Source organism: Dyadobacter sp. CECT 9275, assembly GCF_907164905.1.
In the GTDB taxonomy this organism is placed as follows: Bacteria; Bacteroidota; Bacteroidia; order Cytophagales; family Spirosomataceae; genus Dyadobacter; species Dyadobacter helix.
Genome location: NZ_CAJRAF010000002.1, coordinates 1,524,727 through 1,548,434, shown reverse-complemented (window position 1 = coordinate 1,548,434; position 23,708 = coordinate 1,524,727). Strand labels below are relative to the sequence as shown.

Here is a 23,708-nt window from a genome sequence, read left to right as displayed (position 1 = left end):
CTAAACAATTCGTGCCAACCCCGCGGGGCTGACATTTTTTCATAGGTAGTATGACATTTTTGTACCTAAGGGGGATATCCTGGTAATATGCGGATATTATAAATGGCAGAAAGATGCCATAATTGCTTTTTTGGCAATTAATGGCTAAATTTTACCAACATCAAATGCCAAAATACTATGACCCAGCTTGACCATAATTGGCTTACCCAAGGTATTTTTGATTTTGAATACAAAAAATACGTCTTACTGGCTTACCTGCAGCACATTGAAGGGCAGTTTACCAAAGACAAATATTTCCCACACTTAAATGAACTGAGGCTTCATTTTGATACCTGTGTGGGCCTGCAGAAGAACAAGCAGGCCATTGCCAAATCATTCCCAAAGAATTTAAAGCGGATTAATCTGAAAGCTGTAAAGCTGGAGTATGAAGAAACAATTTCGGATACTCCTTATCTTACAGAATTGAACGGAATTCTGGACTTTGCAATTCCCCTGTTTTCAGGCACACTGGATAAGGGTGCCAGCCGGATATCGGAAATAGGGGAGCATATCACCATTTCGCCCGTGGGTATCGTACCACTCAGGACCGAGGAAGGGTACCTGTTCTTTTTGCACAGCTATGAAAAAATGGTGTCAATTTTTCAGTATCAGCTGGCATTGTATAATGAGTACAAGGAACGGTATCTCAGGACGGTTTTCGTTGACCGCGTCAGGATTGGAATGGGTACCAGCGTTTCTCAGCTTAAAGTCGACCTGACCAGAAAATATAAGGTCATGCCCAATCCGGCAACCTATGTGGTTGAATCCAGGTACGACTATCCGCTGCAGGAAACACTTTTGCCAATTACCCAAAAGCTGATGCTCAGGTATCTTAACGTGGCATAAAAAAGCCTGATGCTGATTCACGAGTCAGCATCAGGCTTTTTCTTTAAAGTGTCAGCCAATTATTTCTTGGCAGTATCAGCAGCGGGTGCAGGAGCAACTGCGCCACCCGGAATAACCGTATTTTGCGCTCTTTCAACATTGATGCTTTTGATGCTTCCGCCGTCCTGGCTTCCGCCCACCATAATATAAGAAGCAAGGGAAATCAGAATAACAGCCCCGGCTAATCCCCAGGTAATCTGTTCAAGTAAATCGGTAGTTTTTTTTACGCCAAACATTTGGGCTGAACCCGCTCCACTGAATTCACTGGATAGTCCACCACCTTTTGAATTTTGTACCAATACCACCAGAATCAGTAAAACTGCAACAATTGCAACAAGAATAATCAAACCCAGATACATGCCTTTAATAAATATAAAATGAATGAATGCGTAAATGCTCGGTTAATCAGCTGCCGAATTAATTTTCAGCATGATGTAATTCGCTTAATTTTTTCGCAAAGTAATTTCTTTTTTCCGGATTTTTCAAAATCAATTTTTGGTAGAGGTCCATGGCCCTGTCAATCTTGCCTTGTTTGAGCAGAATTTTTGCAAATGCTTCTGTCTCAATTTCACCCGATCCCGATTCGGCAAGCCGCCCTTTGAGGTCAACTGCTACTGGTTCAATCTGATTGTCCTGGCGGATGATCTTCGGATTTTTTTTCATAAATCCTTCAATGATCTGCTGCTGTTTTTTCTGCTCGTCCGATTTTTGCCCGGCGGGCGTGGTATCCTGGGGAGCCAGGCCGATGAACAGGTCGGCACTGTCCTGCGGTTCGGTTTCTTCCGGAAGGGCATGAATCAGTTCCCCGGCGAGTTCACTTGCGTCAAACCGATCTGTGTCATTTTCAACCAGGCGCTGCAAAGCCACCCTGCTAAGCGCATAAGCTGCCGCCTTGGGCTTGGTTTGGTCCAGGCCAAGCGTACCATTCAGCGCGGAAGCTTTTGCCAGTAGCGAGTATGCGATCTGAAAAAATGGGAAAGCCTTTGTTGTTTCTTCCAGCTGGGGAATAACATCGACGGTTACCAAAGCCGGATTTTTTACAAGCTCGCTGAATAATTCTTTTTCTACGATTGACATGAATCGTTATTTAAATGATTGAATTTCCAAATGAAGATACTAAAAATGATACTGCCTTACCAGTCTGCCGCCGATTTGTTGAAAATTTGCTGCACGAGGTTTTCCTGGATAGTAGGAAGCAGCCGGGCTTCGTTCTGATTAAGTGTCTGGTCCTGCGGAAAATCAGCATAATAGGTGAATGACTGGTCGAAATTTTTCGTTTCATCTTTCGCGTTGGTGAACCTTACCTGCACGGTTACGTTCAGCCGGTTCAGGCCTGCCTGGTCACTGGCGGTCGGAGCCGCAGCTACCACGTCATATCCGGTAATGGATCCCTCAAGTAATAGGTCTCCGCCCGAAGGTAATTGGGTAAGACTCGTGTTTTTCTGAAAATATTCTTTTACCTGCTCCGTTAACCTTTGCGGCAGATCCGACGGCCCTCCGGCAGTACCCATCGTAAAGTTTAGTACTGTAAATGTCTTGATGTCAGGAGATAAGCTGGTTCCGGTAAATGAATATACTCCACAGCCATACAAAAGCACGGAAAGTGAAAACAGGCCAGCCAGGGTTAAAATATTACGCCTCCCTTCGGTGAGATACCTTTTAATACGAGTCATTATTGATTATTTAATTATATCAGGATCTGGTATGGCTCCTTGTTGTTTACTAAACTAACGTAAAGTCTCAGGCGCTATTCTTCAATGTCGTACTGTTTAATCTTGCGATATAACGTGCGTTCCGAAATTCCAAGTGCGCTGGCTGCATATTTGCGTTTGTTATTGTTTTTGCGCAGCGCCTTGATGATCATCTCCTTCTCCTTGTCTTCCAGTGAAAGGGATTCTTCTTCGGCTGACACATGGACAACGTCTTCGATATCATCCCGGTCATCGGAATATCTGTCATAACGATCCAGTTCAACGGTTCGGGGGGGAGGAGGTGTCAGCAAGCGGGTGGGTTCCATGGTTGGTGCGGGAATAACCGGCTCTATATTCCCTATAGAACTAAACAGTTCCTGATGGTCTTTCAGGATTTCTCCACCATATTTTTCATTTTCAAGCACATCCCTCACCAGCTTTTTTAATTCGGTTACGTCCCTGCGCATGTCAAAAAGCACTTTGTATAAAAGCTCTCTTTCCGAAAATGGATTGGCCGATTCGTCATCAGCACGCAAAGGTACCAGTGCCTTACGCCCTGCGGGTTGTACCGGATTCAGGTAATTGTTCAGGCTGTGGGCTGTGATCGGCAACTCTTTGTCCGTTTCAAGAATAGTGATTTGCTCGGCTATGTTTTTTAACTGCCTGATATTCCCCGGAAACGGATACTGCATCAGTAACTCACGTGCGTCGGTATCAAGCCTGACAGGTTTGCTACGGTATTTTTCGGAAAAGTCGTTCGTGAATTTTCTAAAAAGAAGTAACACATCTTCTCCGCGGTCACGCAGGGGAGGGACATAGATCGGTACCGTGTTGAGCCGGTAAAAAAGGTCCTCACGAAACTTGCTGTTGTTTACGGCATCGAGCAGATTAACATTGGTAGCGGCTACAATACGCACATTGGTTTTCATCACTTTGGAAGAGCCTACCCTGATATATTCACCGTTTTCCAGCACGCGCAGAAGCCTGGCTTGTGTGCCCATGGGCATTTCGCCTACTTCATCCAAAAAAATGGTACCTCCGTTGGTGGTTTCAAAATATCCTTTACGAGCGTCCAATGCACCGGTAAAAGCGCCTTTTTCGTGGCCGAAAAGTTCGGAGTCTATAGTCCCTTCCGGAATGGCGCCACAGTTGATCGCTATAAACGGCCCGTGCTTCCGGGAGCTGAGGTTATGGATAATTTTTGAAAAAGATTCTTTCCCGCTACCGCTTTCTCCGGTAATGAGTACCGTCAGGTCGGTGGCGGCAACTTGTATGGCTACGTTAATAGCGTGATTCAGGACCGGCGAAGTACCGATAATCCCAAAACGGTTTTTTATAGCTTGTATTTCCGAAGGATTCATGTAGTATTTCGCTTTTTGGCATGGTGCAAAACGGAGCCGGGTAGCCGGGGCAGCCCAAACACCACGCCATAGTTTAAGGGTTAGGCCAGTACCTTGCTTACCACGTGGCCTTTCAGCGTGGCGGTGGAACATTCTGTCACCAGTACGTCTACGTAAGTTCCGGCAATGAAATTTTCCCTGGGGAAAATCACAACTTTATTCTGGTCATTGCGCCCCGAAAAATGCTCTTCCGACCGTTTGGATGTCCCCTCTATCAGTACACGGTGTATTTTCCCGACGGCACGCAGATTACGTTCCAGTGAAATTTTTTGTTGTAATTCAATGATTTCGGCCAAGCGTCTTTGTTTTACTTCTGGCGAAATGTCGTCTTTGTATTTTTTTGCTGCTGGGGTGCCAGGCCGTTCGGAATAAGAAAACATGTAACCGAAATCGAACCGGGCGTAGGCCATCAGGCTCAGTGAATCCTGATGCTCCTCTTCTGTTTCACTACAGAAGCCGCTGATCATGTCATGCGAGATTCCGCAGTCTTCGCCGAGTATGGCTCTGATGCTATCTATTCTTCCCAGGTACCACTCTCTGTCGTAGGTACGGTTCATCAGGCTCAAGATCCTGCTATTGCCGCTTTGTGCCGGTAAATGGATATAGTTGCAGATGTTGTCGTATTTTTTTATGGTAAACAGGACTTCGTCCGTAATATCCTTCGGATGTGAGGTACTGAACCGGATTCTGAGCTCCGGGCTGATGCGTGCTACATTTTCCAGCAACCGGGCAAAATTCATCTCTTCGGAAACACCGTTTACCTCAGCACTTTTCCATTTATAACTGTCCACATTCTGGCCCAGCAAGGTTACTTCACGGTATCCTTGATGGAAGAGATCGGTAGCTTCCTGGATGATCGAGCGCGGGTCACGGCTTCTTTCCCGGCCGCGGGTATAGGGTACCACGCAGAAACTGCACATATTGTCGCAGCCCCGCATGATGGATACCAGGGCTGTGATCCCGTTGGAATTCAGCCTCACAGGCGAGATATCAGCGTAGGTTTCCTCACGGGAAAGAAAAACGTTTACCGCTTTCTGGCCTGTCCCGGCTTCTTCAACCAGCTTGGGTAAATCACGGTAGGCATCGGGGCCGGTAACGATATCCACCATTTTTTCTTCCTCGAGAAATTTGGTTTTAAGCCTTTCAGCCATACAGCCCAAAACGCCGATCAGCATGCCGGGTTTTCTCTTCTTTACGGCATTAAGCTGTTTAAGGCGTGTGCGTACCTTTTGTTCCGCATTTTCGCGAATGGAACAGGTATTGAGAAAAATGAGATCAGCATCGTTGACTTCCGAAGTTGTTGCAAAGCCTGCTTCGCGCATGATGGAGGCCACGATTTCGCTGTCTGAGAAATTCATTTGACAGCCATAGCTCTCAATAAACAGCCGTTTTTTATCTGATACCGGCTCATTTTCAGTAACCTTAACGGTTTCACATGCCTCTTTGTCCGTATGAGTCAGTATTTTTAAAGCCCCGGCAATTTTATGATCCATCTGACCTTGTTATATAGCAATTTAATTTAAATGTTCCAGTTGGCTTACGGCGGGAGGCGTGCGGCCTGAGCCAGTAAGCGGGAATTACAAAAGTACGAATAAATCAGTAAAAACTGACAAACTGGCAGTGATCAGCGGAGAGAATTAAGGATAACCGGAGGTAGGGCGCTGATACGAAGTGTCAGGATCAGAAAGGATAACCGACACCCAGGTTCACATTGAGAAAGTTACTCTGAGTCCGTTTGAAAAGTTTGTCGGTTTCGAGTTCATTCAAAACAAATTTTTGCCGGGACGGATCGTACACTTTTACACCAAAGTCAAACCGGACGACGAAATAGGAAACGTCATAACGGATACCAAAACCGGTACCCACCGCAATTTCCTTGTAAAACCGGTTGAAACTGAATTGCTGGGCCTCTTCGGTATAGCTGTTAATATTCCAGACATTGCCGGCATCCAGAAAAAGGGCATAATTAATATCTCCGAAAAAATTGGCCAGGTGCCCACGGTATTCCAGGTTGCCTTCAAGCAGAAACTCCCCGGGGGCTTCTACCGACAAATTGTTGGAAGTGAGCCTGGGTTTGGCCTTCCCCGGTCCGAGGCGTCGGGGAAGCCAGGCCCTTAAACTGTTGGAGCCTCCCGCAAAAAAATACTTTTCATAGGGTGGCACCTTGCTGTCGCCATAGCTGTACACCGCTCCGCTGTTCACTCGTGCAACCAGCAGCGACTGCCGCCCCATAGGCCAGTACCGCCGGTAATCCACATTCCACCTCAGATATTTGTAAAACTGAAGGTCGCCGAAAATATTTTTGATCAGGTCCTCCTGTTTTTTGACCAGGTTGAGCGAAGTACCGCCCGATTCCAGCGCAACCCTCAGGTATTTGGCATGCCTTGGCGGACCGCTGAGCGGGTTGGTATTGTAAACAAAATTGAAGTTAACGTCCGAAACGAATGATTTCTGGAAGCTATTGATCAGATTATTGCCCTGCAGCTGGAGGGTATCCAGCAAATTCTGAAAATCGGGACGGATATTCTGGGTGTTCAGGATGTTGAGGTCAATCAGTGAAAGGTTGAAAATCGTGGTATTGGAGGGCTGCCAGGAATAGGTTGTTGCAATTTTTACATTGGTACGGGTATATTCAGGTCGGTTGACATAATTATAACCTAACCCAATTTGCGTCCTTGGATTGTAGACTTTCGCTTTTCTCTGGAAAAAACTGCCGGGCAGCAGTAACCTGGGGAAGATCAGCGAGGTAGTTAGTCCAACTTCCTCACTGCGGTATATCTGCCGGCTTCCCAAAAAACCGGGAACAAGCTCGATACCACCGCGCAGGTTGGACTCGAAATTTTCGAGGCCGTTAAAAACGTTCCTGATCTTGTAAGACAGATTTGCAAAAGGCCCGGGAGCTCCCTGAAGCTGAATAACATTAAGGCCAACATCTGTGGATAATTGGTATTTTTCCAGAGGAATGGCTTTGAAATAGCTGTGAAGCCCATGTCCTGCGGAGTCCAGCCGGTAACTGTAATTGACAAACCTGAACTGGTCTGTTAACGATAACTGCTGCTGGGTTTCCCGCTCTTTCAACTGGCTGTACCGCGTTTGCGGTCTGACCAGAATTTTATTATTCAGGATTTTGGTTGAAAATTTCTTGTCCGAAAAAACATACTGAATGCCTCGGTACTGCACGGTATCCTTCCGGAAAAGGGAATCCGGTAATCCCGACGGTGGGAGCACTTCAAAATGAACTGATTGGATGGTATACGGCTTATTGTAGATTTCTTTTGCGGGCATGTCCACCCGCACCTGTACATCCACGAGCTTTAATGCACTGTCGGTCTTGGGGTTGGAAAGGGTATCATTAACCAGATAGCTAACATACTGGCGCGAAAAACCGAAATAGCCAGCATTTCGGAGCAACGTTTCGATGCGTATACGCTCTTCTTCAAAGGCATCACCGTCATACCTTTTATTAGTTACAATGGCCGCATCTTTTTTGTTTGCCGTAATAATGCTGTCAACTTCCAGATTTCTGACCCGGTACGTGATATGGTTCAGCAGGGTGGGTTTCCCTTCTTTCAGATGATAAATAATGCGGATCCTGTTGATGATGGTATCCGTAGTGAAGTGAACGCCGGCCTGAAAGAAACCATTGTTGTAAAGATACTTTTGTATTTTTTCAGCGTTTTTTTCGACATCCTTGCCATTGTAAAATACAGGTTTCTCTCCCAAAACCCGCATCCAGAAATTGCCATTATCCACCCTGTCCTGAGCCCTTGCAATCTTTTTTGCATAACGCCGGTCGATCTTTTGAAGCTTTCGGGGATTATTTTCGTTTAATCGGGTTTCTTTCTGGTAATTTTGCGTCACCTCAATCAGCCGGCGCTGCCGTTCTTCCCTGCTGTAAAAGAGCGTACCGAAGCGATACAGACCAACGTATGGGAAAAAGGGTAAACCCAAAAAACGGCGATTTGGTTTTTGAGGAATGAGCGCTTCGAGTTCGCTGTTTTTGATGACATTGTTACCTTTGAAGGAAGAATTTCCCAGATAATAACGTTGTCGTTTGGGGGTAGGTTTTCGGGCACAGGAAAGTAATCCTGTACAAAAAAGGAGAATTATAACAGTAAAAAGGACACTATACTTATTATTCAATGTTATCTAAAAACCGGATAAAATATATTAACTCGCTGAAAATCAAGAAATACAGGCAGCTTTCCCAGGCCTTCATTGTAGAAGGAGCAAAAAGTGTGATAGAACTGCTCGGCTCTGATTTTGAAACTGAGTTTGTATTGGCTACTATTGATTTTCAACAAAAATACTCAAGTATTTTAACCCGGCATATACCTAAAGTCGAAACTGTTTCATTAGAAGAACTTCAGGGGCTAGGTTCTTTTCAGACAAACGACTCCTGTATTGCTGTTGCCCGAGCCAAAAAAAACGAATTTATTAGTAAACGTCCCGGGGAGTATGTGATTGTGCTGGACGATGTGAGAGATCCGGGAAATCTGGGAACAATCATCCGTGTGGCCGACTGGTATGGTATCAAAAACATCATCTGTTCGCCGGATACGACGGATTGGTACAATCCCAAAGTAATTGCCGCGAGTAAGGGGTCGTTTACCCGTGTGAATGCTTTTTATACTCCTTTGGATAGCTACTTATCCGAGAACGCCCGGGGGGAGATGGTGGCCGGAGCCTTTCTGGGAGGGGAATCCTTATACGATTTTCAATTTGCAAAAACCGGCGGATACATTGTGATGGGTAATGAATCCAATGGGATAGGCCCCCTGGTGGAAGGCCTGGTAACAAACCGTATCACCATTCCGCGTTACGGGGAGGCCGAATCATTAAACGTCGGTATTGCTACGGCGGTTATTCTGGACAATCTCAGAAGGAGCGGTATTTGATCAGATATTAGTGAAACTGATACCGTCACTGTTCATGCGCTGCCTTGTGCGAAAGTTCTTCGGCATATTCCTTGCCGAGGTAGCCATCAATAAAGTAATGGGCAACATACAGCAACGGGGTCATCAGAATGGCTACAAGTGCTTTGTACAAATAATTGATAGAGCCCACAGAGAATACCTGGCTCAAATCCCAGTTGCCAAATACGTAAAATGCAATACCGATCACCACGAAACTGTCAACCAGCTGCGAAAACATGGTGGATCCTGTGGCGCGGAGCCAGATATAGCGCGTTCCTGTCTTGCGTCTCAGCCATGAAAAAACAAAGACATCCAGAAACTGTCCCAGCAGGAACGCGGTAATGGAGCCGATCATAATTCCCAATCCCTGGTTGAAAACTTTGGTAAACGCTTCGTTAATATTAAACGGGTTTCCCTGTGAATCTGTTTTATTCACCTCAAGCCAGAATTGCGCAGGTGGTAACTGGGTGGAAATGAATATAGTAAAAAAGGTATATACAATAAATGCCGAAGTCAGATAGGATATTCGTTTTACACCTTTTCTGCCAAAGTATTCGTTGATAATATCCGAGGTAAGAAATACGATCGGCCAGTTTACTACACCAGCCGTCATATTAAAATCCATTTTTTGCCCTCCGATTGGTATTTGTACCGGGGCAATCCCCAGTAATGCTTCTACCGAAAATATCTTCCCGCCTACTATTTCGGCGATCAGGGCATTAGTAAGAAAAATGCCGCAAAGAACCAGGAAAAGACGTTGCCTTTTCCTCTCAGCTATCGAAAGTTCCATTCCAATTCAGTTATAAGGAGGGAAGCGAAACGTTTTGTTTTTTAAACCATAATGTCTTCAATCATCCGGCTGGACAATACCCTGCGGCTCTCCAGAAAAAACTGCACTTTGTCCATTGCCTGGTTGAGTTCGTCCAGGGTAGGCAGGAATACAATCCTGAAATGATCATCGGTAATATAATTAAAGCCCGTACCCGCCACAACCAGCACTTTTTGTTCGCTAAGCAAATCATAAACAAATTGCTCGTCGGTATGAAGGCCAAACTTTTTAAGATCGATTTTCGGGAAGACGTACAGTGAACCTTTGGGTTTTACGCAGGTAATGCCCGGTATGGCCGTGAGCCGGTCATAAATAAGGTTCATCTGTTTATGCAGCCTGCCCGAGGGAGTGACAAGTTCATTGATACTCTGATAGCCGCCCAGAGCAGTCTGGATCGCATACTGTGTAGGAACATTGGCACAAAGGCGCATGCTGGCCAGCAGCAATATTCCTTCAATGTAGGATTTGGCTTTTTGTTTTGCACCGCTCAGTATCATCCAGCCACCGCGGAAACCCGCAGAACGGTAGTTTTTCGATAATCCTCCGTAAGATACACAGAGCGTATCAGTTACAAGGGTACCCATAGGGTAATGTACCGCTCCGTCGTAGAGTATCTTATCATAAATTTCATCTGAGAAAATGATCAGCTTATGCTCTTCGGCCATTCTGGCGATTTTTTCAAGGATGTCCTTTTCATATACTGCGCCTGTAGGGTTGTTAGGATTGATCAGCACGATACCTTTGGTGCGGGAGGTGATTTTTCGCTCCATATCATCCAGATCGGGATTCCAGTCCGATGCTTCATCACAGATATAATGCACCGGTTTGCCGCCGCTGAGGGCAATGGAGGCCGTCCACAGGGGATAGTCGGGCGACGGTACAAGAATTTCGTCACCTGGGTTCAGCAATGCCTGCATGGAAAGCAGGATCAGCTCGCTGACGCCGTTTCCTATAAATATGTCATTAATTTCAACGTCCTGGATCCCGCGGTTCTGCGTATAGTGCATAACAGCCTTTCTGGCTGCGAAAAGCCCGCGCGAATCCGAGTAACCCTGTGCGTTCCGAAGGTTCATGATGATATCATGCACGATTTCATCAGGAGAATCGAAACCAAATGGTGCCGGGTTACCTATATTGAGATTGTGAATTTTATAACCCTGACTTTCCAGTTCAAGGGCTTTTTCGTACGTAGCACCCCGTATCTCGTATCTGAGATTGTTGAGGCGCTGGCTTTTCAGAAATTCCATAAATACCAGTCCTGATTTACAACTTCAAAGTTATGGATTAAAACAGAGTATATCCTCCTGAAATATCAGAATTGTGTACATGTTAGGGATAAAGTGCTTACCGGTGTACGCCGGGTTTCAGGAATGAGCTGTTTTTCATCAATTTTAGTACCATATATGTGACACAGCTTCCGAGGCAAAGGAAAAGCCAATGTATGTTCCGGAATTGTACATCGCCGTAAGTGATATATTCACCCACCGTATCAAACAGGAAGAAAAGTATAAAAATGGCGGCAAAACCGTTTTTTTCCTGGCGTAATATCTTTTTGGTACTGAATTCAAGGTTGGGGTTGTTCCACTGGCTTATATAAGGAACAATGGCTGGCGTGCGGGAAGCCCATTCGGAAAACGATTTCCCGAATTTTTTACTTATAAATTGCTCCTCTGCATACATAATTCTCTCATAATAAAGCCAGTAAAGCAGGATGAAGGCCACAATAAACCAGGTGTGCTGCGTCAGCATGGCCACGCCCAGCCACATGAAGAAATTGCCCAGGTAAAGCGGGTGCCTCACAATGGAATACATCCCGGAGGTATTGAGGTGATCGGCTACTTGTCTGGCAGTGTTACGGCCCGAAGTATTTTTCTGGGCATACCCTACGGTCAGTATTCTGATCACCAGGCCAAGCAAAGCCACGCAAAGACAAAAGAATTCATATCCGTTTTCTGTAAAATCAGTATTTCCTGTTCTGGCATCCTCCCAGCGTACATAAGCATGTACACTCAGGCCGAGAAAAAGGATAATAATTGGCAGCGTGCCCCTGTACTTAAACAGGAAGTTTCCCTGTTTGTCAAATTCCTTGATAAGTTCCATTTTGATTTTTTAGTTGTTAGTAGGTTATGACAATATACAAAAAATACTGCTTTGGGACTCTTCGGATGAAAATAGGTAGGGTTATGATGGTCAGGTAAAAGAGTGGAGTAAAACTTTGTGTTGTAAAAAAGTATATAGTATTCCTCAGTTGTTTAAAAAAGTAATGTTGAGAAAGTAACTAATTCTACATATATGGTTCACTTGTTCTTTATTCGGAATCTTTTAAAATAACCATGCACAAGGCATGGTTTTAATTTATTTTTAATACTAAATTTTGTGAAAGTTGGTTTTTGCCAATACTTCACGCTAAACGGCAGGATTACGTAATTATTATCAAACGTATCTGCTTTTTAATGCGAAAAATCCATTAAACGTCCCGAAAAAATATAAATAAGGGTATGATGGTATTTTGCATTTTTTATAAAAATTTATATATTTAATAAGAATTATTTTTTAAAAAGGCAATAAACGGGCCGTTTATCTGCCTGATTTGCAACCATTACACGTTTGGAGTTTGTTGCCATTACTAAAACAATAATTAGCTTTGTAACTTTATTTTCAACTATTCTACATTAACAAAACTTTACCTTATGAAGAAGTTTTTACTATCATTCCTTGGTAGTTTGCTGCTGTTGGGTACAACGGCATTTGCCCAGGATCAGGTTGTGACCGGGGTGGTGACCGCAGACGATGGCTCCACGCTACCAGGTGTTAACATCACAGTAAAAGGAACGACCAGAGGGGTTACCACTGACCTAGACGGGAAATATTCCATTTCTGTTGCAGCGAGCTCCACTTTAGTTTTCTCATTTGTTGGGTATGTCGGCCAAAACATTGTGGTGGGAAACAAAACAACCATTAATGTAGTGCTGGTTTCGGATGCCCAGCAACTCGGTGAGGTGGTGGTAACCGCTCTGGGTATTTCCAGAGAAAGGAAATCATTAGGTTACAGTACCGCCACCATTTCCAATGTCTCCATCACGGAAGGCAGAAACACCAGCCCGCTGGATGCACTCAATGGTCGTGTGCCGGGTCTTTCGGTATCTACGGCTTCTGGCGCACCGGGTGCTTCTACAGTACTGAATATCCGTGGGTTTAACTCAGTAACGGGTAATAATCAGCCGCTCTATGTGGTGGATGGCGTGCCGATGAACAACCGGGGTAATACTTCGTCTACCAACGCAGCGAATTCCAATGATGACTTCAGCCGTTCTACCGATTTTGGTAATCAGATGAATGACATCAACCCCAATGAGATTGAAAGTATCACTGTTCTGAAGGGTATTTCGGCATCCGCTCTTTATGGAAGTCGTGCGGCCAACGGCGCGATCCTGATCACTACCAAAAAAGGTAAGGCAGGGGTAACCACTGTTGATTTTTCAAGCTCTTTTGCGCAGACACAGGTTTTACGCGTGCCTCACCTGCAAAATACCTACGGACAGGGATGGAGCGGATTGTTTGACGCGCATGAAAACGGGTCATGGGGACCTAAAATGGATGGCGAAACAAGGCTTTGGGGTAATGTGGTTGACAACTCTCAGCTGCTCAAACCATTTGCTGCTCAGAAGGACAACATCAAAGATTTTCTAGATCGCGGTTATGAGTGGAACAGCAGCCTTGCCGTTGCGGGTGGAACAGAAACTGCCAACTACCGCGTATCTTATTCCTATGCCGATGCAGATGGAGTAGTTCCGACCAATGCAGATTCATACCAGCGTCACACAGTAGGTTTGAATGGTGGATTGAAGCTGAAAAAATTCCATGTGAATTCGAATATTAACTACGTTCATAAAAACCAGAAAGCTGTTGCAACAGGCCAGGGCGATGATGCCGGTGCCGGTACCGTTTTATGGCAGGAGCTAATCCAGATCCCGCGTGATCATTCAATTGTTGACTCGAAACAATATGCGGATCCGAACAACCCTCTTTCCAAATTTTTCTCGCTTGACAATTACTTTACACCCTATGCACAGAACCCGTACTGGTCGCTTTACAACCAGGGCAACAAATACGAAGAAGACCGTATGTTCGGAAACCTAGAGTTCGGGTATCAACTGCTGAAAGACCTGGGTATCCAATGGCGTGTAGGTGGCGACTATTCCGATGCTTTCCAGAAAGACTGGGGTAACGTGGGTAAAATTAATGACGGCTCTCCAAACGAAACGGCCAATGACGTAATGGGTAGTGTTTCGGAAATTGCGAGAGGAAACCGCCAGTTCAACAGCGACCTTATCTTAAACTACAAGGCAAATATTGGAAGCCATTTTGATGTACAGGCCTTTTTGGGACATAATGTGAACGAACGTACAACGCGTACACATTTCTCCAAAGTGACCAACCTGGACTTGCCGGGATTCTATAACCTGTCCAACAGCTCGGTTACACCCGCTACCTTTGCTACCAGCACCATCCGTCGTCTGATGGGTGTTTACGGATCTGCAACATTTGGCTTTGACAGCTGGCTGTACCTGACTGTAGGTGCCCGGAACGACTGGACTAGCACGCTTCCCAAGGGTAAAAATTCATACTTCTATCCAAGTGCCAGCATCAGTGCAGTTCTTTCTGATGTGTTCAAACTTCCCGCAGAAGTACCTTTCGTGAAGGTACGTTTTGCGGCTGCGTCTGCGGGTAATGATGCTGATCCCTACAAAGTGAATCCGGTGTATGTATCGGGGGATATCCGCGCAGGTGGTTTTGGAAATATTGTTTTCCCTTTTGCGGGGGTAAATGCATACGAGGTATCCAACATACTTGGTAACACTAATCTGAAACCTGAGATTTCGCGTGAATATGAAGGAGGCCTTGAAGTTGGGCTATTTGGCAAAAGGGTGAACCTTGATCTGAGCATATACAATAAGCTTACCAAAAACCAGATCATCAGTCTTAACCTTGAACCGGCATCCGGTGCAACCGAACAGACTGTTAACCTGGGTAGCGTAAGAAATAAAGGTGTGGAAGTGATGTTAAATGTGATCCCCGTGCAGACCAAGGATTTTGAGTGGGGTGTAACGCTTAACTTCAACAAAATTAATAATGAAGTGGAATCCCTTGGATTTGAGGGAGGTTCCGGTAATATTTTGCTGAACAGCAGTTATGACGTAAAACTCAGAGCGGTGGTTGGCAAGCCTCTTGGAGCGATATATTCTCCTGATGTATTACGTGATCCACAAGGACGTACCGTGGTAAATGAATCAACAGGCTTGCCGCTTACCAGCCCGGACGAAGCTTACAGGGGTTCTATCAATCCAGACTGGACGGCTGGTATCGGTACTTACCTGACATACAAAGGCTTTAAACTGAGTGCAAACGGCGATTATCGTCATGGGGGTGTATTTTATTCTTACACGGCCCGTCTGAACCACTTTGTGGGAAATGCATGGGAAACGCAGTATAATGACCGTGAACCCTGGATCATTCCTAATTCTGTGATTCAAACAGGAGATAATACCTTTGCTGAAAACACAACTCCGATCTCCCGTTCAGATGTGTTTACTTATTATGGCGGTACTACTTCGTACCAATACAACCAGGTATTACCTAAGACATTCTTTAAACTGAGAAACGTTTCTCTGAACTATACAGTGCCCAGGGCCTTTCTTGAAAAATCGCCGATCCGCGTGGCATCGCTGGGTGTTTTCGGAAGAAACCTTATTCTCTGGACGCCGAAAGGAAACAATATCGTGGATCCTGAGGCAAATACCTTTGGTACCAACCTTAAAAACCTGTATGGTGAATTTGCCTCCGGTCCGTCAGTAGCGAGCTATGGTGTTCAGTTAAACCTATCATTCTAATTTGCTTCACAATGAAAAGTATTTTAAAACATAGTTTATTGATATTGGCAGTCCTGTCACTGGGTTCCTGCGAAAAATGGCTGGACGTCAACAGTGATCCCAACAACCCGTCGGACGTTGCACCTGAATTTGTACTCCCTGCGGCTCAGGTATCTGTCGCTGGTGTTGTTGGAGGAGACTTCGCCATCATCGGTGGCCTATGGTCACAGCACTGGACACAGTCACATGTAGCTTCCCAGTACCGGATCATTGACTCGTATCAGCTGGTAGCAGCCACCTATAACATTGCCTGGACGGAACTTTATGCCGGTGGACTAAACGACTTTGAAGACGTAAAGACCAAGGCAACCGCGCTGGAAAACAACAACCTGCTGTTGCAGGCAGTGGCTATGCAATGTTATGGATACCAGATGCTGGCCGACTGGTTTGATAAAATTCCGTTGACGGAAGCGTTGCAGGCATCAAACATACCGAATCCTAAGTATGATGATGGCCCGGCGGTATATGCTGAGTTACTGAAACGCCTGGATGCAGCATTGGCTTTGGATTTTAATAATGGTAAATCCACCAGAATATCCTCTGACCTGGTATTCGGAACTTTATCCGCAGCCGGACAAATTGACGCATGGAAACGTTTTGCCAACACGCTGAAGCTAAAAATGTACCTTCGCCAGACAGCCAGTTCGAACTCGGAGCAGGCGATAGCGGCCATTAAAGCTATGCTTGACAGCGATACTGAATTCCTTACAACAAATGCAGCGCTTACACAGTTTAAGGACGAGCCCAACCGGAGCAATCCATTGTTTGAAAATAACGTAAGGCAGCTGAATGTTTCCAGTAACCTGCGTTTGAGCAAAACCTTCCAGTCTTACCTGGAAGCGCACGATGATCTTGCACGGCTTAATGCTTACTTCACGCCAGGTACCAACGGCCAGTATGGTCTCGCTCAGGGTAATTATGACGAAAGCTCTACAGTTGTACTGCCCGCGGTCCCCAGTGTTGCCAAAATGACTGCGGTTGATCCGTTCTTTTATTTCAGCCTGGACGAAGTATACTTCCTTTTGGCGGAGGCCTACCTGAGAACAGGTGACGCTGCCATGGCAAAATCATTCTATGACAAGGCGGTTACAGCTGCTTATGCCAAATTCGCCATTCCTTTTGATGGTACCAAAATAGCAACTGGGGGTGTTTACGCTTATCCTTCTACCGGAACTCAGGAACAACAGCTGGAAGCGATCATCACGCAAAAGTGGGTGGCAATGTTCCGCCAGGGATACGAATCCTTCTGGGATCAGGCACGTACAGGATATCCGCGTAATTCTCCGGTTCCGGTTACAGATGAAAGCTACGTGCCAGGAGAGTGGACCTATCCTGTAAAAGGAGTTACAAGCGGTGTGTTTGCGAAGAGAATATTGTATACAGCCGCTTCCAGGGATGTAAACCCCAATACGCCTCCGGCAGCAGAGGTTACGGACAAAATCTGGTGGATGAAATAATCTTTAAAAATATCAGAGATGAAAAGACAACTAAAATATATAGCGATTGCCTTTGTTGGTGTTCTGGGATTATCCTGTGAGCCGGATAAAGTAACAGAAGGGATTTCAGATATCACCTATTTCCCCGAATTTGATTATAAAGGAGATGAAGTAGTGCTGGCCTCCTGCGGAACAGCTTTTACAGATCCGGGTGTAACAGCGGTTGAGAACGGAGCGGATATCCCCGTAAACACCACGGTTTCTGCAATGATCAGCGGCGGTACGGTTGCTTCTGTACCTACCACCGCCGACCGGTACACGGTTAATTACAGGGCGGTTAATAAAGACGGATATCCCGCCAATGCGAGCCGTGTGGTCTGGACGGCCTGTACAGGTGATCTTAAGACTTCTATCGAGGGCCTCTATACTTCTACGGTATTCAGAAATGCAGTATCAGGTGCACAGTATACCAATATGAAGTATATCCTGATCCGCAAAAAACCAGGTACTGAAAATACTTATCAGATCTCGGACGCGATAGGTGGCTGGTACCAGTTGGGAAGGGCCCTTGGTGATGCATATCTGGCTCCTGGCCTGGAAGTTACCGCTACCAACATTGGCACCAACAGCTTTACTTTTGGAGGCGCTCCTCAGGTACTGGGTTTTGGCGGTCCTGTAACTCCCAAGTCCCTGACAGTGGATCCTGCGACAAAGACGATTGTGCTGACCACCGCATGGAACGTATATGAATTTGTTGCAACCTTGAAACAAGTATCATTTTAAACCAGAAGAAAGATGAATAAGATTTTAGGATATATAGGCATTCTTGCCATTGGTATCTCCCTCTCGGCCTGTGACCTTGGAAATGATCCTACCATTGGAGGAACCAAACTTCAGGCGATGGCCGGTGAATGGTGGATCAATGTGCTGGTGGATGGAGAGGACATCGGTGCAGGTTTTAACCTGATTACGACAAGTAACACTGCGGCTAACAATGACACGGATCTTTTACTGGATGACCATGAATTGTGGCCTGCAAAAATTGTAGCAAAAGTGAATTTGCCTGCTATGACTTTCAATGCAGCGCCTGGTCTGTCTAATATGTATAGCCCAACCATCAAAGTATCTGTCATTGAAGGCAAGGTATTGAAAGGAGCTGCCACCACACCGGGTGGTAATAAGACAGATTCCATTTACGTGAAATTTGAGTTCTCAGACGATCCGGGCACGCAATATGAATATGCAGGATACCGTCGTACAGGATTTCAGGAGGATGAGCATTGATTTGTTCACCACAGAATTAATAGAAATCAGAAAAGCGGGGGCCTCGGCAGGGGCTCCCGCTTTTGTTTGATACCGGAGCCGTCATTTTTGGTAAATGGTGTCATAATTCCATATTTTGGTATATTCTTACCGAAATTGAAATGACCACTCATGAAAAAGCACTTCTTACTTTTTGTTTTAGCAACTTTCACTCCTGCTTGGCTAGCTGCTCAGAACCCGCTATGGACCAGAATTGACAAGAAATCAAAGGAACTGGAACCAACCATTATTACATGGCGCCGCCATTTTCATACTAATCCCGAACTTGGAAACCGGGAATTTAAAACAGCGGAAAAGGTAGCGGCTCATCTCAAAAAACTTGGATTTGAAGTGAAAACCGGCATTGCGCATACCGGAGTGGTGGGTATCCTGAAAGGAGGAAAGCCGGGTCCGGTGGTTGCCTTAAGGGCCGATATGGATGGCCTGCCGGTAACCGAACGGGTGGAGGTACCTTTCAAATCGACGGTAGTTGCCGACTACAACGGTCAAAAAACGGGGGTTATGCATGCTTGCGGGCATGATACCCATGTGGCTATCCTGATGGGAGTGGCAGAGGTATTGGCCGGGATGAAAGGAGACATCAAAGGAACGGTAAAGTTTATATTCCAGCCTGCTGAGGAGGGTGCCCCGGAAGGCGAAGAGGGCGGGGCTAAACTCATGGTGAAGGAAGGGGTACTGGAGAACCCAAAAGTTGATGCCATTTTCGGACTTCACATTGATTCACAGATAGAAGCCAACAAGATATCCTACCGGCCGGGTGCCACCATGGCTGCGGTTGATTTTTTTAGTATCGAAGTGAAAGGCAAACAAACCCACGGTGCATATCCCTGGTCTGGTGTGGACCCTATTGTGACTTCTTCCCAGATTGTTACAGCTCTGCAGACTATTGTTAGCCGTAATCTTAATCTGACAAAGGCCCCGGCTGTGGTGACTATCGGAGCCATTCACGGGGGGATCAGGCAGAATATTATTCCCGAAGAAGTGAAGATGATCGGGACCATCAGAACGTTTGATGAAGAAATGCACAGTTTGGTACACAAACGGGTTACGGATATTTCCTCGCTGATCGCGGAAAGTGCTGGGGCAAAGGCCCATGTTAAAATTGATGTATTGTATCCCGTCACTTTCAACAATGAGGCATTGACGGCCCGGATGATTGGGACACTTGAAAATGTGGCCGGCAAGGAAAACGTTTCTCTTATTCCGGCAAAAACGGGTGCCGAAGACTTCTCTTATTTTCAGCAGAAAGTACCGGGTTTTTTCTTTTTCCTGGGCGGTATGCCTAAGGGGAAAGCCATTTCTGAGGCAGCCCCGCACCATACGCCGGATTTTTATCTGGATGAAACAGGGCTTGTACTGGGTGTTCGCGCACTGAGCCGGCTTGCGGTAGACTATCTTGAAAAGGAATCGGTCAAAAAATAAGGTAATGACATCCTGTTAGATACATAAGCTTCATAGAAAAATGGGGTAATTTAATATGAGGTGTGCCGCAGGCACGTAAGAGGGAGCTTGCCCTGCTGTTGTTTCTACGGCACATCGTTTTATTGCTGGCCCTGTTTTCTGCAAAGCTGGCGGCAGCTTACTTTAACTCCGTGAGCCACTGCTGGGCAAATGTTCTGGCGGTGGCTGTCGGCGTTTTTCCCATGCGGTAGCAAAATTTCCAGATATCACTTTTGGTTTCGTAAGCTGCATTCACAAATTTTTTGCGATTGTTGACTTCTTTTGTCTGCGCCGCAAAATCAACCCCTTTACTTTTGTCGAGGAACTCGGTTAGTTTCGCTGCCAGGATCTTTTTGGGATTCTTCCATTTTTCTAATTCCTCGGCGTTGGTTTTGTTATTGTTAACAAGCCTCTCCTGTTCCTGGGTAATTTGTTCCTGAGCAAGGTGTTCGGCATATTGCTTTTTGAATTCCTCAAAGTCAGACGTCAGTAAAGGTTTTATTTTTCTGAAAAATGCTGCATTCTGTTTTCCGGTATCGATCTGTTTTTTGAAATCGGCACGCTGCTCCACAGGCATGCTGGCAATCATTGCCTCCATTCCCTTGTAAGTATCACCAGACTGGATCTGCATATCCACAACGGGTTCCACGCTTTTGGGGGTGACATTTTGTACACTTCTGATTTTTGACTCCCTGATCTGCGCCTTTTTTTCCTCGGTCACAATGGTTTCAGTTTGCGGGAAGCTTTTCGCGAGCCAGTTGCTGTACCTCTTTTTAAAGTCCTCGGAAGCATAGTAAGATTTAACCAGTCCGCCCAGTTTCTGAATGGCGGCAGTCTGCTGGTCTGGTGAAATTGCACGGCAGGCGTCTTTAACAGCACCGGGTAAATATGGGACATAAAGCCGGTTCTGCTGAAGACCGCTCCAGAGCCGTTCCTGGACATCGCGAGTGGTGATACCAAATTCGGAGTAATCGTCGGAGAATCTAAAATTCAGAAAGCATACGCATGCCGCGTAAATAAAAAATGAGAGAATACTATTTTTCATGGCTAATAGATAATTTGATTCCCAAGAACAGAGCATCGTATGTTCTCTGTTCTTGAGATTTGTCCTCCTCTGTTTAAGACAGAAGAAAAACTGTTGCTGGAGTTAAATCAAAAGAATAAAGCAGGGGCATATTTATTGGCATTTTATGCCCCTGGTACTGGGTGGGTTATTCAAATGCGAAATCCGGGCAATGACCCGGGACGAGCCCGGAAGCTTTATTTCTTGTCGGCGTAAATTTTATATTCAACGCCGTCATCTTCCACGGTAACGGTGAGGCTCCCGCTTTTGGAAACTGTACCCACTTTGTCGGTGCCCGTGAAGATGTCCGTACCCGAATCACCTGCATCCTTCAGGATCAGCAGTCCCAGGCTTTCATCTGGTTCGGGATTGCCTCCGAGTTTCAGTTTCATTGTCCCGTTTACAGTTTCTGCAGATGCTTTGGTCAGGATTATCTGGAGTTCGGTACCGTTGCCTAACGGAAGCGCCTGGCCGTCGGCAGTCATCCGGCTGGCTTGATAAGTACCTGCGACTCTTGCGCTCAATTCGGGCGCAGCATCCTTGTCCTTCTTGCAGGAAAACAGAAAGGATGTGAAGGTCAAAATGATGAGGAAATTTTTCATGGCTGATAATGATTTAATACTGAGCTGAATACTTTGTTTTGAACGGCACAAAGGTAGATTCCCCCGGCCCTGGCGGACAATCATATGAAAGCATGATTTTTCAAAAATCATGCTTTCATATGATATTAGTTAACGGTTTTATTTATAACCTTTACTCAGGTAATTTACCGGCTCAACAACCCATTAGCCGTGCAATGCAACTTGTAATTAAAGTACTTTTTTCTCTTTTGATCGTCACCGAAACATTTGCCCAGAACAAGGATGTAAATGAAATTCTGAAAAAAATCGGGGAGAGTAGACAGGATACCAACCTGGTACTGAGCTATATTGAATACGGGCAATTTTTAGAAAATAAGAACCTTGACAGCGCAGCCAAGTACTATCTGAAAGCGAGTGAGCTGAGTGAAAAGCTGAATTACGACACAGGACGATTTAAGTTTCGGTCCAATTACACCTATGTATTAAATCTGCAGGGCAAATATGAACCGGGCCTGAAACTAAATATGGAAAGCCTGGAAATTGCCAAAAGAATGAAACACCAGGTTAACATAGGCAAAAGTCTTGCAAATATAGCAGCCAGTTACACCTACATGGCCAATTTCAGGGAGGCGATACGCTATAATCAGCTGTCAGCGGATGTATTCCAAAAACTTGGTAAAACGGAATACCTGCCCAGGTTATATGTCAATATTGGTACGGCCTTTGAGCATGCCAATTTGTTGAACAAGTCGCTGCAATACAAGCAAAAGGCGCTGGCCCTGGCGAGGCCAATGAAAGATAGTCTGCAGCTGGCGGATATACTTACAACCAACGGGGTTTGTCTTTCGAATCTAAAGAGATATAAGGAAGGAGCGACTCATTTTAAGGAAGGGCTGGCGGTTGCAAAAGCCATTGGTTCGGACATATATGTGATCCAGGCTTATGCAGGTTTGTGCCGGGCCAGCAGAGCAGACAAACAGTTGGCCAGGGCAAAGGAGTATGGAGAGGAAGGTCTCAAACTGGCGCGAAAATCGGGGAACGTTTTCCTTGAGATAGAATGCCTGCGGGCATTGATGTTTGTTGCCGAAGATATGAACCTGCCTGATTTGTCGGCTAAGTTAACTGCGGAGGCATTGAAAATTGCGGAGGAAAATGAAATGACCGACCGCCTGGTGGAGCTTTATGAGGATTATGCGACAGATATGTACCGGCAAGAGAACTACAAGGCTGCCTATGATTACCTGATGAAATATTCCATACTGGATGATTCGCTACAGGGAATTGATGTACAGAAACAGTTGCAGGAACTGGACACAAGGTATCTGACAGCACAAAAGGAAAACAGGATTATCTCTCTTGAAAAGGAAAAACAGGCCCGCAATACCCTTATTTACAGTCTTGTAGCAGGTTTGCTGGTTCTGCTGGTTGTGGCGGGACTGGTTTACAGGAACATCGCCATCAGAAAGCGGATCGCGGAAAATGAAGTATTAAGATTACAGCAGGAGCGGCAGCTCCTGGCCACACATTCTATATTAAAAGGACAGGAAGAAGAACGCACCCGCGTAGCAAGAGACCTCCATGATGGACTTGGGGGATTATTGTCAGGTATCAAATTAACACTAAATTCGGTGAAAGGAAATGTAATTTTGCCCGAAGCGAGCGCGATGACGTTCACCAGGGCACTCAGCCAATTGGATGGCGCCATCAGCGAAATGCGGCGCGTGGCACACAGTATGATGCCCGAAACGCTGGTCAGGTTCGGGCTGATAGATGCGCTTACGGATTTTTGCAACGGGATCAGTGAATCAGGACAGTTGCAGGTTTCGATCCATACCTTTGGCTTCGACCAGCGGCTTGATTCCTCCATTGAGATCGTGCTGTACCGTATTGCCCAGGAGTTGTTGAACAATGTGCTGAAATATGCGGAAGCCACCGAGGCGCAGGTCCAACTTACCCGGATGGGCAAAAACGTAAGCCTGACGGTTGAAGATAACGGAAAGGGTTTTGATGTTGAAAAGGTCAGACAAAAAAAGGGTACAGGTCTTGGGAACGTTCAGGCAAGGGTAGACTATCTGAACGGCAAGCTGGATATACAGTCCAAGCCCGAGGAAGGAACCTCTATCCTTGTTGAGATCACCCTATAGTTACCTAGTTTGTTTTCTCTGCCTTAACAGA

General features: G+C 45.7%; 19 protein-coding genes. 8 read left to right on the top strand and 11 right to left on the bottom strand.

The window, feature by feature from the left end; all coding sequences use genetic code 11:
• Positions 1-177 precede the first annotated feature (177 nt).
• The gene (locus tag KOE27_RS14435) at positions 178-885 is read left to right on the top strand and encodes a hypothetical protein (RefSeq protein WP_215239564.1); all 708 of its coding nucleotides are present in this window, start codon (positions 178-180) and stop codon (positions 883-885) included.
• A 59-nt stretch (positions 886-944) separates the two neighbouring features.
• On the opposite strand, the gene secG is transcribed toward KOE27_RS14435, so the two are convergent.
• From secG to tamL, 6 genes are all read right to left on the bottom strand, one after another.
• Positions 945-1,271: a preprotein translocase subunit SecG gene (gene secG / locus KOE27_RS14430; RefSeq protein WP_310590068.1), complete on the bottom strand. Its 327-nt coding sequence runs from the start codon at positions 1,269-1,271 to the stop codon at positions 945-947.
• A 70-nt stretch (positions 1,272-1,341) separates the two neighbouring features.
• Positions 1,342-2,001, bottom strand: coding sequence for a hypothetical protein (locus tag KOE27_RS14425; protein ID WP_215239562.1), 660 nt, complete (start codon positions 1,999-2,001; stop codon positions 1,342-1,344).
• Between the two features lie 56 nt (positions 2,002-2,057).
• Positions 2,058-2,597 carry an LPS assembly lipoprotein LptE gene (gene lptE, locus KOE27_RS14420; RefSeq protein WP_215239561.1) on the bottom strand — a complete coding sequence of 180 codons (540 nt, stop codon included), beginning with the start codon at positions 2,595-2,597 and terminating at the stop codon, positions 2,058-2,060.
• 74 nt (positions 2,598-2,671) lie between these two features.
• The gene (locus KOE27_RS14415; RefSeq protein WP_215239560.1) at positions 2,672-3,976 is read right to left on the bottom strand and encodes a sigma-54 interaction domain-containing protein; all 1,305 of its coding nucleotides are present in this window, start codon (positions 3,974-3,976) and stop codon (positions 2,672-2,674) included.
• An 80-nt stretch (positions 3,977-4,056) separates the two neighbouring features.
• Positions 4,057-5,508 (bottom strand): tRNA (N6-isopentenyl adenosine(37)-C2)-methylthiotransferase MiaB, encoded by a 1,452-nt coding sequence (gene miaB / locus KOE27_RS14410; RefSeq protein ID WP_215239559.1) that lies wholly within the window; start codon positions 5,506-5,508, stop codon positions 4,057-4,059.
• Between the two features lie 187 nt (positions 5,509-5,695).
• Complete coding sequence (gene tamL, locus KOE27_RS14405; protein ID WP_229252772.1) at positions 5,696-8,158, bottom strand: translocation and assembly module lipoprotein TamL; 2,463 nt, start codon at positions 8,156-8,158, stop codon at positions 5,696-5,698.
• On the opposite strand from tamL, the gene KOE27_RS14400 reads away from it, so the two are divergent.
• Complete coding sequence (locus KOE27_RS14400; protein ID WP_215239558.1) at positions 8,158-8,913, top strand: TrmH family RNA methyltransferase; 756 nt, start codon at positions 8,158-8,160, stop codon at positions 8,911-8,913. The two genes, tamL and KOE27_RS14400, sit on opposite strands and share 1 nt — an antisense overlap.
• 25 nt (positions 8,914-8,938) lie before the next feature.
• On the opposite strand, the gene KOE27_RS14395 is transcribed toward KOE27_RS14400, so the two are convergent.
• The 3 genes from KOE27_RS14395 to KOE27_RS14385 form a co-directional block, all read right to left on the bottom strand.
• A complete protein-coding gene (locus tag KOE27_RS14395) occupies positions 8,939-9,721 on the bottom strand; it encodes a queuosine precursor transporter (protein ID WP_215239557.1) in 783 nt (260 codons plus the stop codon).
• 41 nt (positions 9,722-9,762) lie between these two features.
• Positions 9,763-11,007 carry a pyridoxal phosphate-dependent aminotransferase gene (locus KOE27_RS14390; RefSeq protein WP_215239556.1) on the bottom strand — a complete coding sequence of 415 codons (1,245 nt, stop codon included), beginning with the start codon at positions 11,005-11,007 and terminating at the stop codon, positions 9,763-9,765.
• 97 nt (positions 11,008-11,104) lie between these two features.
• Entirely contained in the window at positions 11,105-11,860 is a 756-nt protein-coding gene (locus tag KOE27_RS14385; RefSeq protein WP_215239555.1) for a methyltransferase family protein, read from the bottom strand.
• A gap of 590 nt (positions 11,861-12,450) precedes the next feature.
• Here KOE27_RS14385 and KOE27_RS14380 point away from each other — a divergent pair.
• The 5 genes from KOE27_RS14380 (at position 12,451) to KOE27_RS14360 (ending at position 19,871) form a co-directional block, all read left to right on the top strand.
• Entirely contained in the window at positions 12,451-15,651 is a 3,201-nt protein-coding gene (locus KOE27_RS14380; protein WP_229252771.1) for a SusC/RagA family TonB-linked outer membrane protein, read from the top strand.
• Between the two features lie 11 nt (positions 15,652-15,662).
• Positions 15,663-17,147 carry a SusD/RagB family nutrient-binding outer membrane lipoprotein gene (locus tag KOE27_RS14375; RefSeq protein WP_215239554.1) on the top strand — a complete coding sequence of 495 codons (1,485 nt, stop codon included), beginning with the start codon at positions 15,663-15,665 and terminating at the stop codon, positions 17,145-17,147.
• 18 nt (positions 17,148-17,165) lie between these two features.
• Entirely contained in the window at positions 17,166-17,909 is a 744-nt protein-coding gene (locus KOE27_RS14370) for an immunoglobulin-like domain-containing protein (protein ID WP_215239553.1), read from the top strand.
• Between the two features lie 12 nt (positions 17,910-17,921).
• Entirely contained in the window at positions 17,922-18,410 is a 489-nt protein-coding gene (locus tag KOE27_RS14365; RefSeq protein WP_215239552.1) for a lipid-binding protein, read from the top strand.
• Positions 18,411-18,560: 150 nt separating this feature from the next.
• Positions 18,561-19,871: an amidohydrolase gene (locus tag KOE27_RS14360; RefSeq protein ID WP_215239551.1), complete on the top strand. Its 1,311-nt coding sequence runs from the start codon at positions 18,561-18,563 to the stop codon at positions 19,869-19,871.
• A 157-nt stretch (positions 19,872-20,028) separates the two neighbouring features.
• On the opposite strand, the gene KOE27_RS14355 is transcribed toward KOE27_RS14360, so the two are convergent.
• Together KOE27_RS14355 and KOE27_RS14350 are read right to left on the bottom strand one after the other, a co-directional pair.
• Positions 20,029-20,934, bottom strand: a complete 906-nt coding sequence (locus KOE27_RS14355; RefSeq protein WP_215239550.1) for a hypothetical protein — start codon at positions 20,932-20,934, stop codon at positions 20,029-20,031.
• Between the two features lie 215 nt (positions 20,935-21,149).
• On the bottom strand, positions 21,150-21,554 hold the full coding sequence (locus KOE27_RS14350; protein WP_215239549.1) for a hypothetical protein: 405 nt from the start codon (positions 21,552-21,554) through the stop codon (positions 21,150-21,152).
• 194 nt (positions 21,555-21,748) lie between these two features.
• On the opposite strand from KOE27_RS14350, the gene KOE27_RS14345 reads away from it, so the two are divergent.
• A complete protein-coding gene (locus tag KOE27_RS14345) occupies positions 21,749-23,677 on the top strand; it encodes a tetratricopeptide repeat-containing sensor histidine kinase (RefSeq protein ID WP_215239548.1) in 1,929 nt (642 codons plus the stop codon).
• The last annotated feature ends 31 nt before the right edge of the window (positions 23,678-23,708 follow it).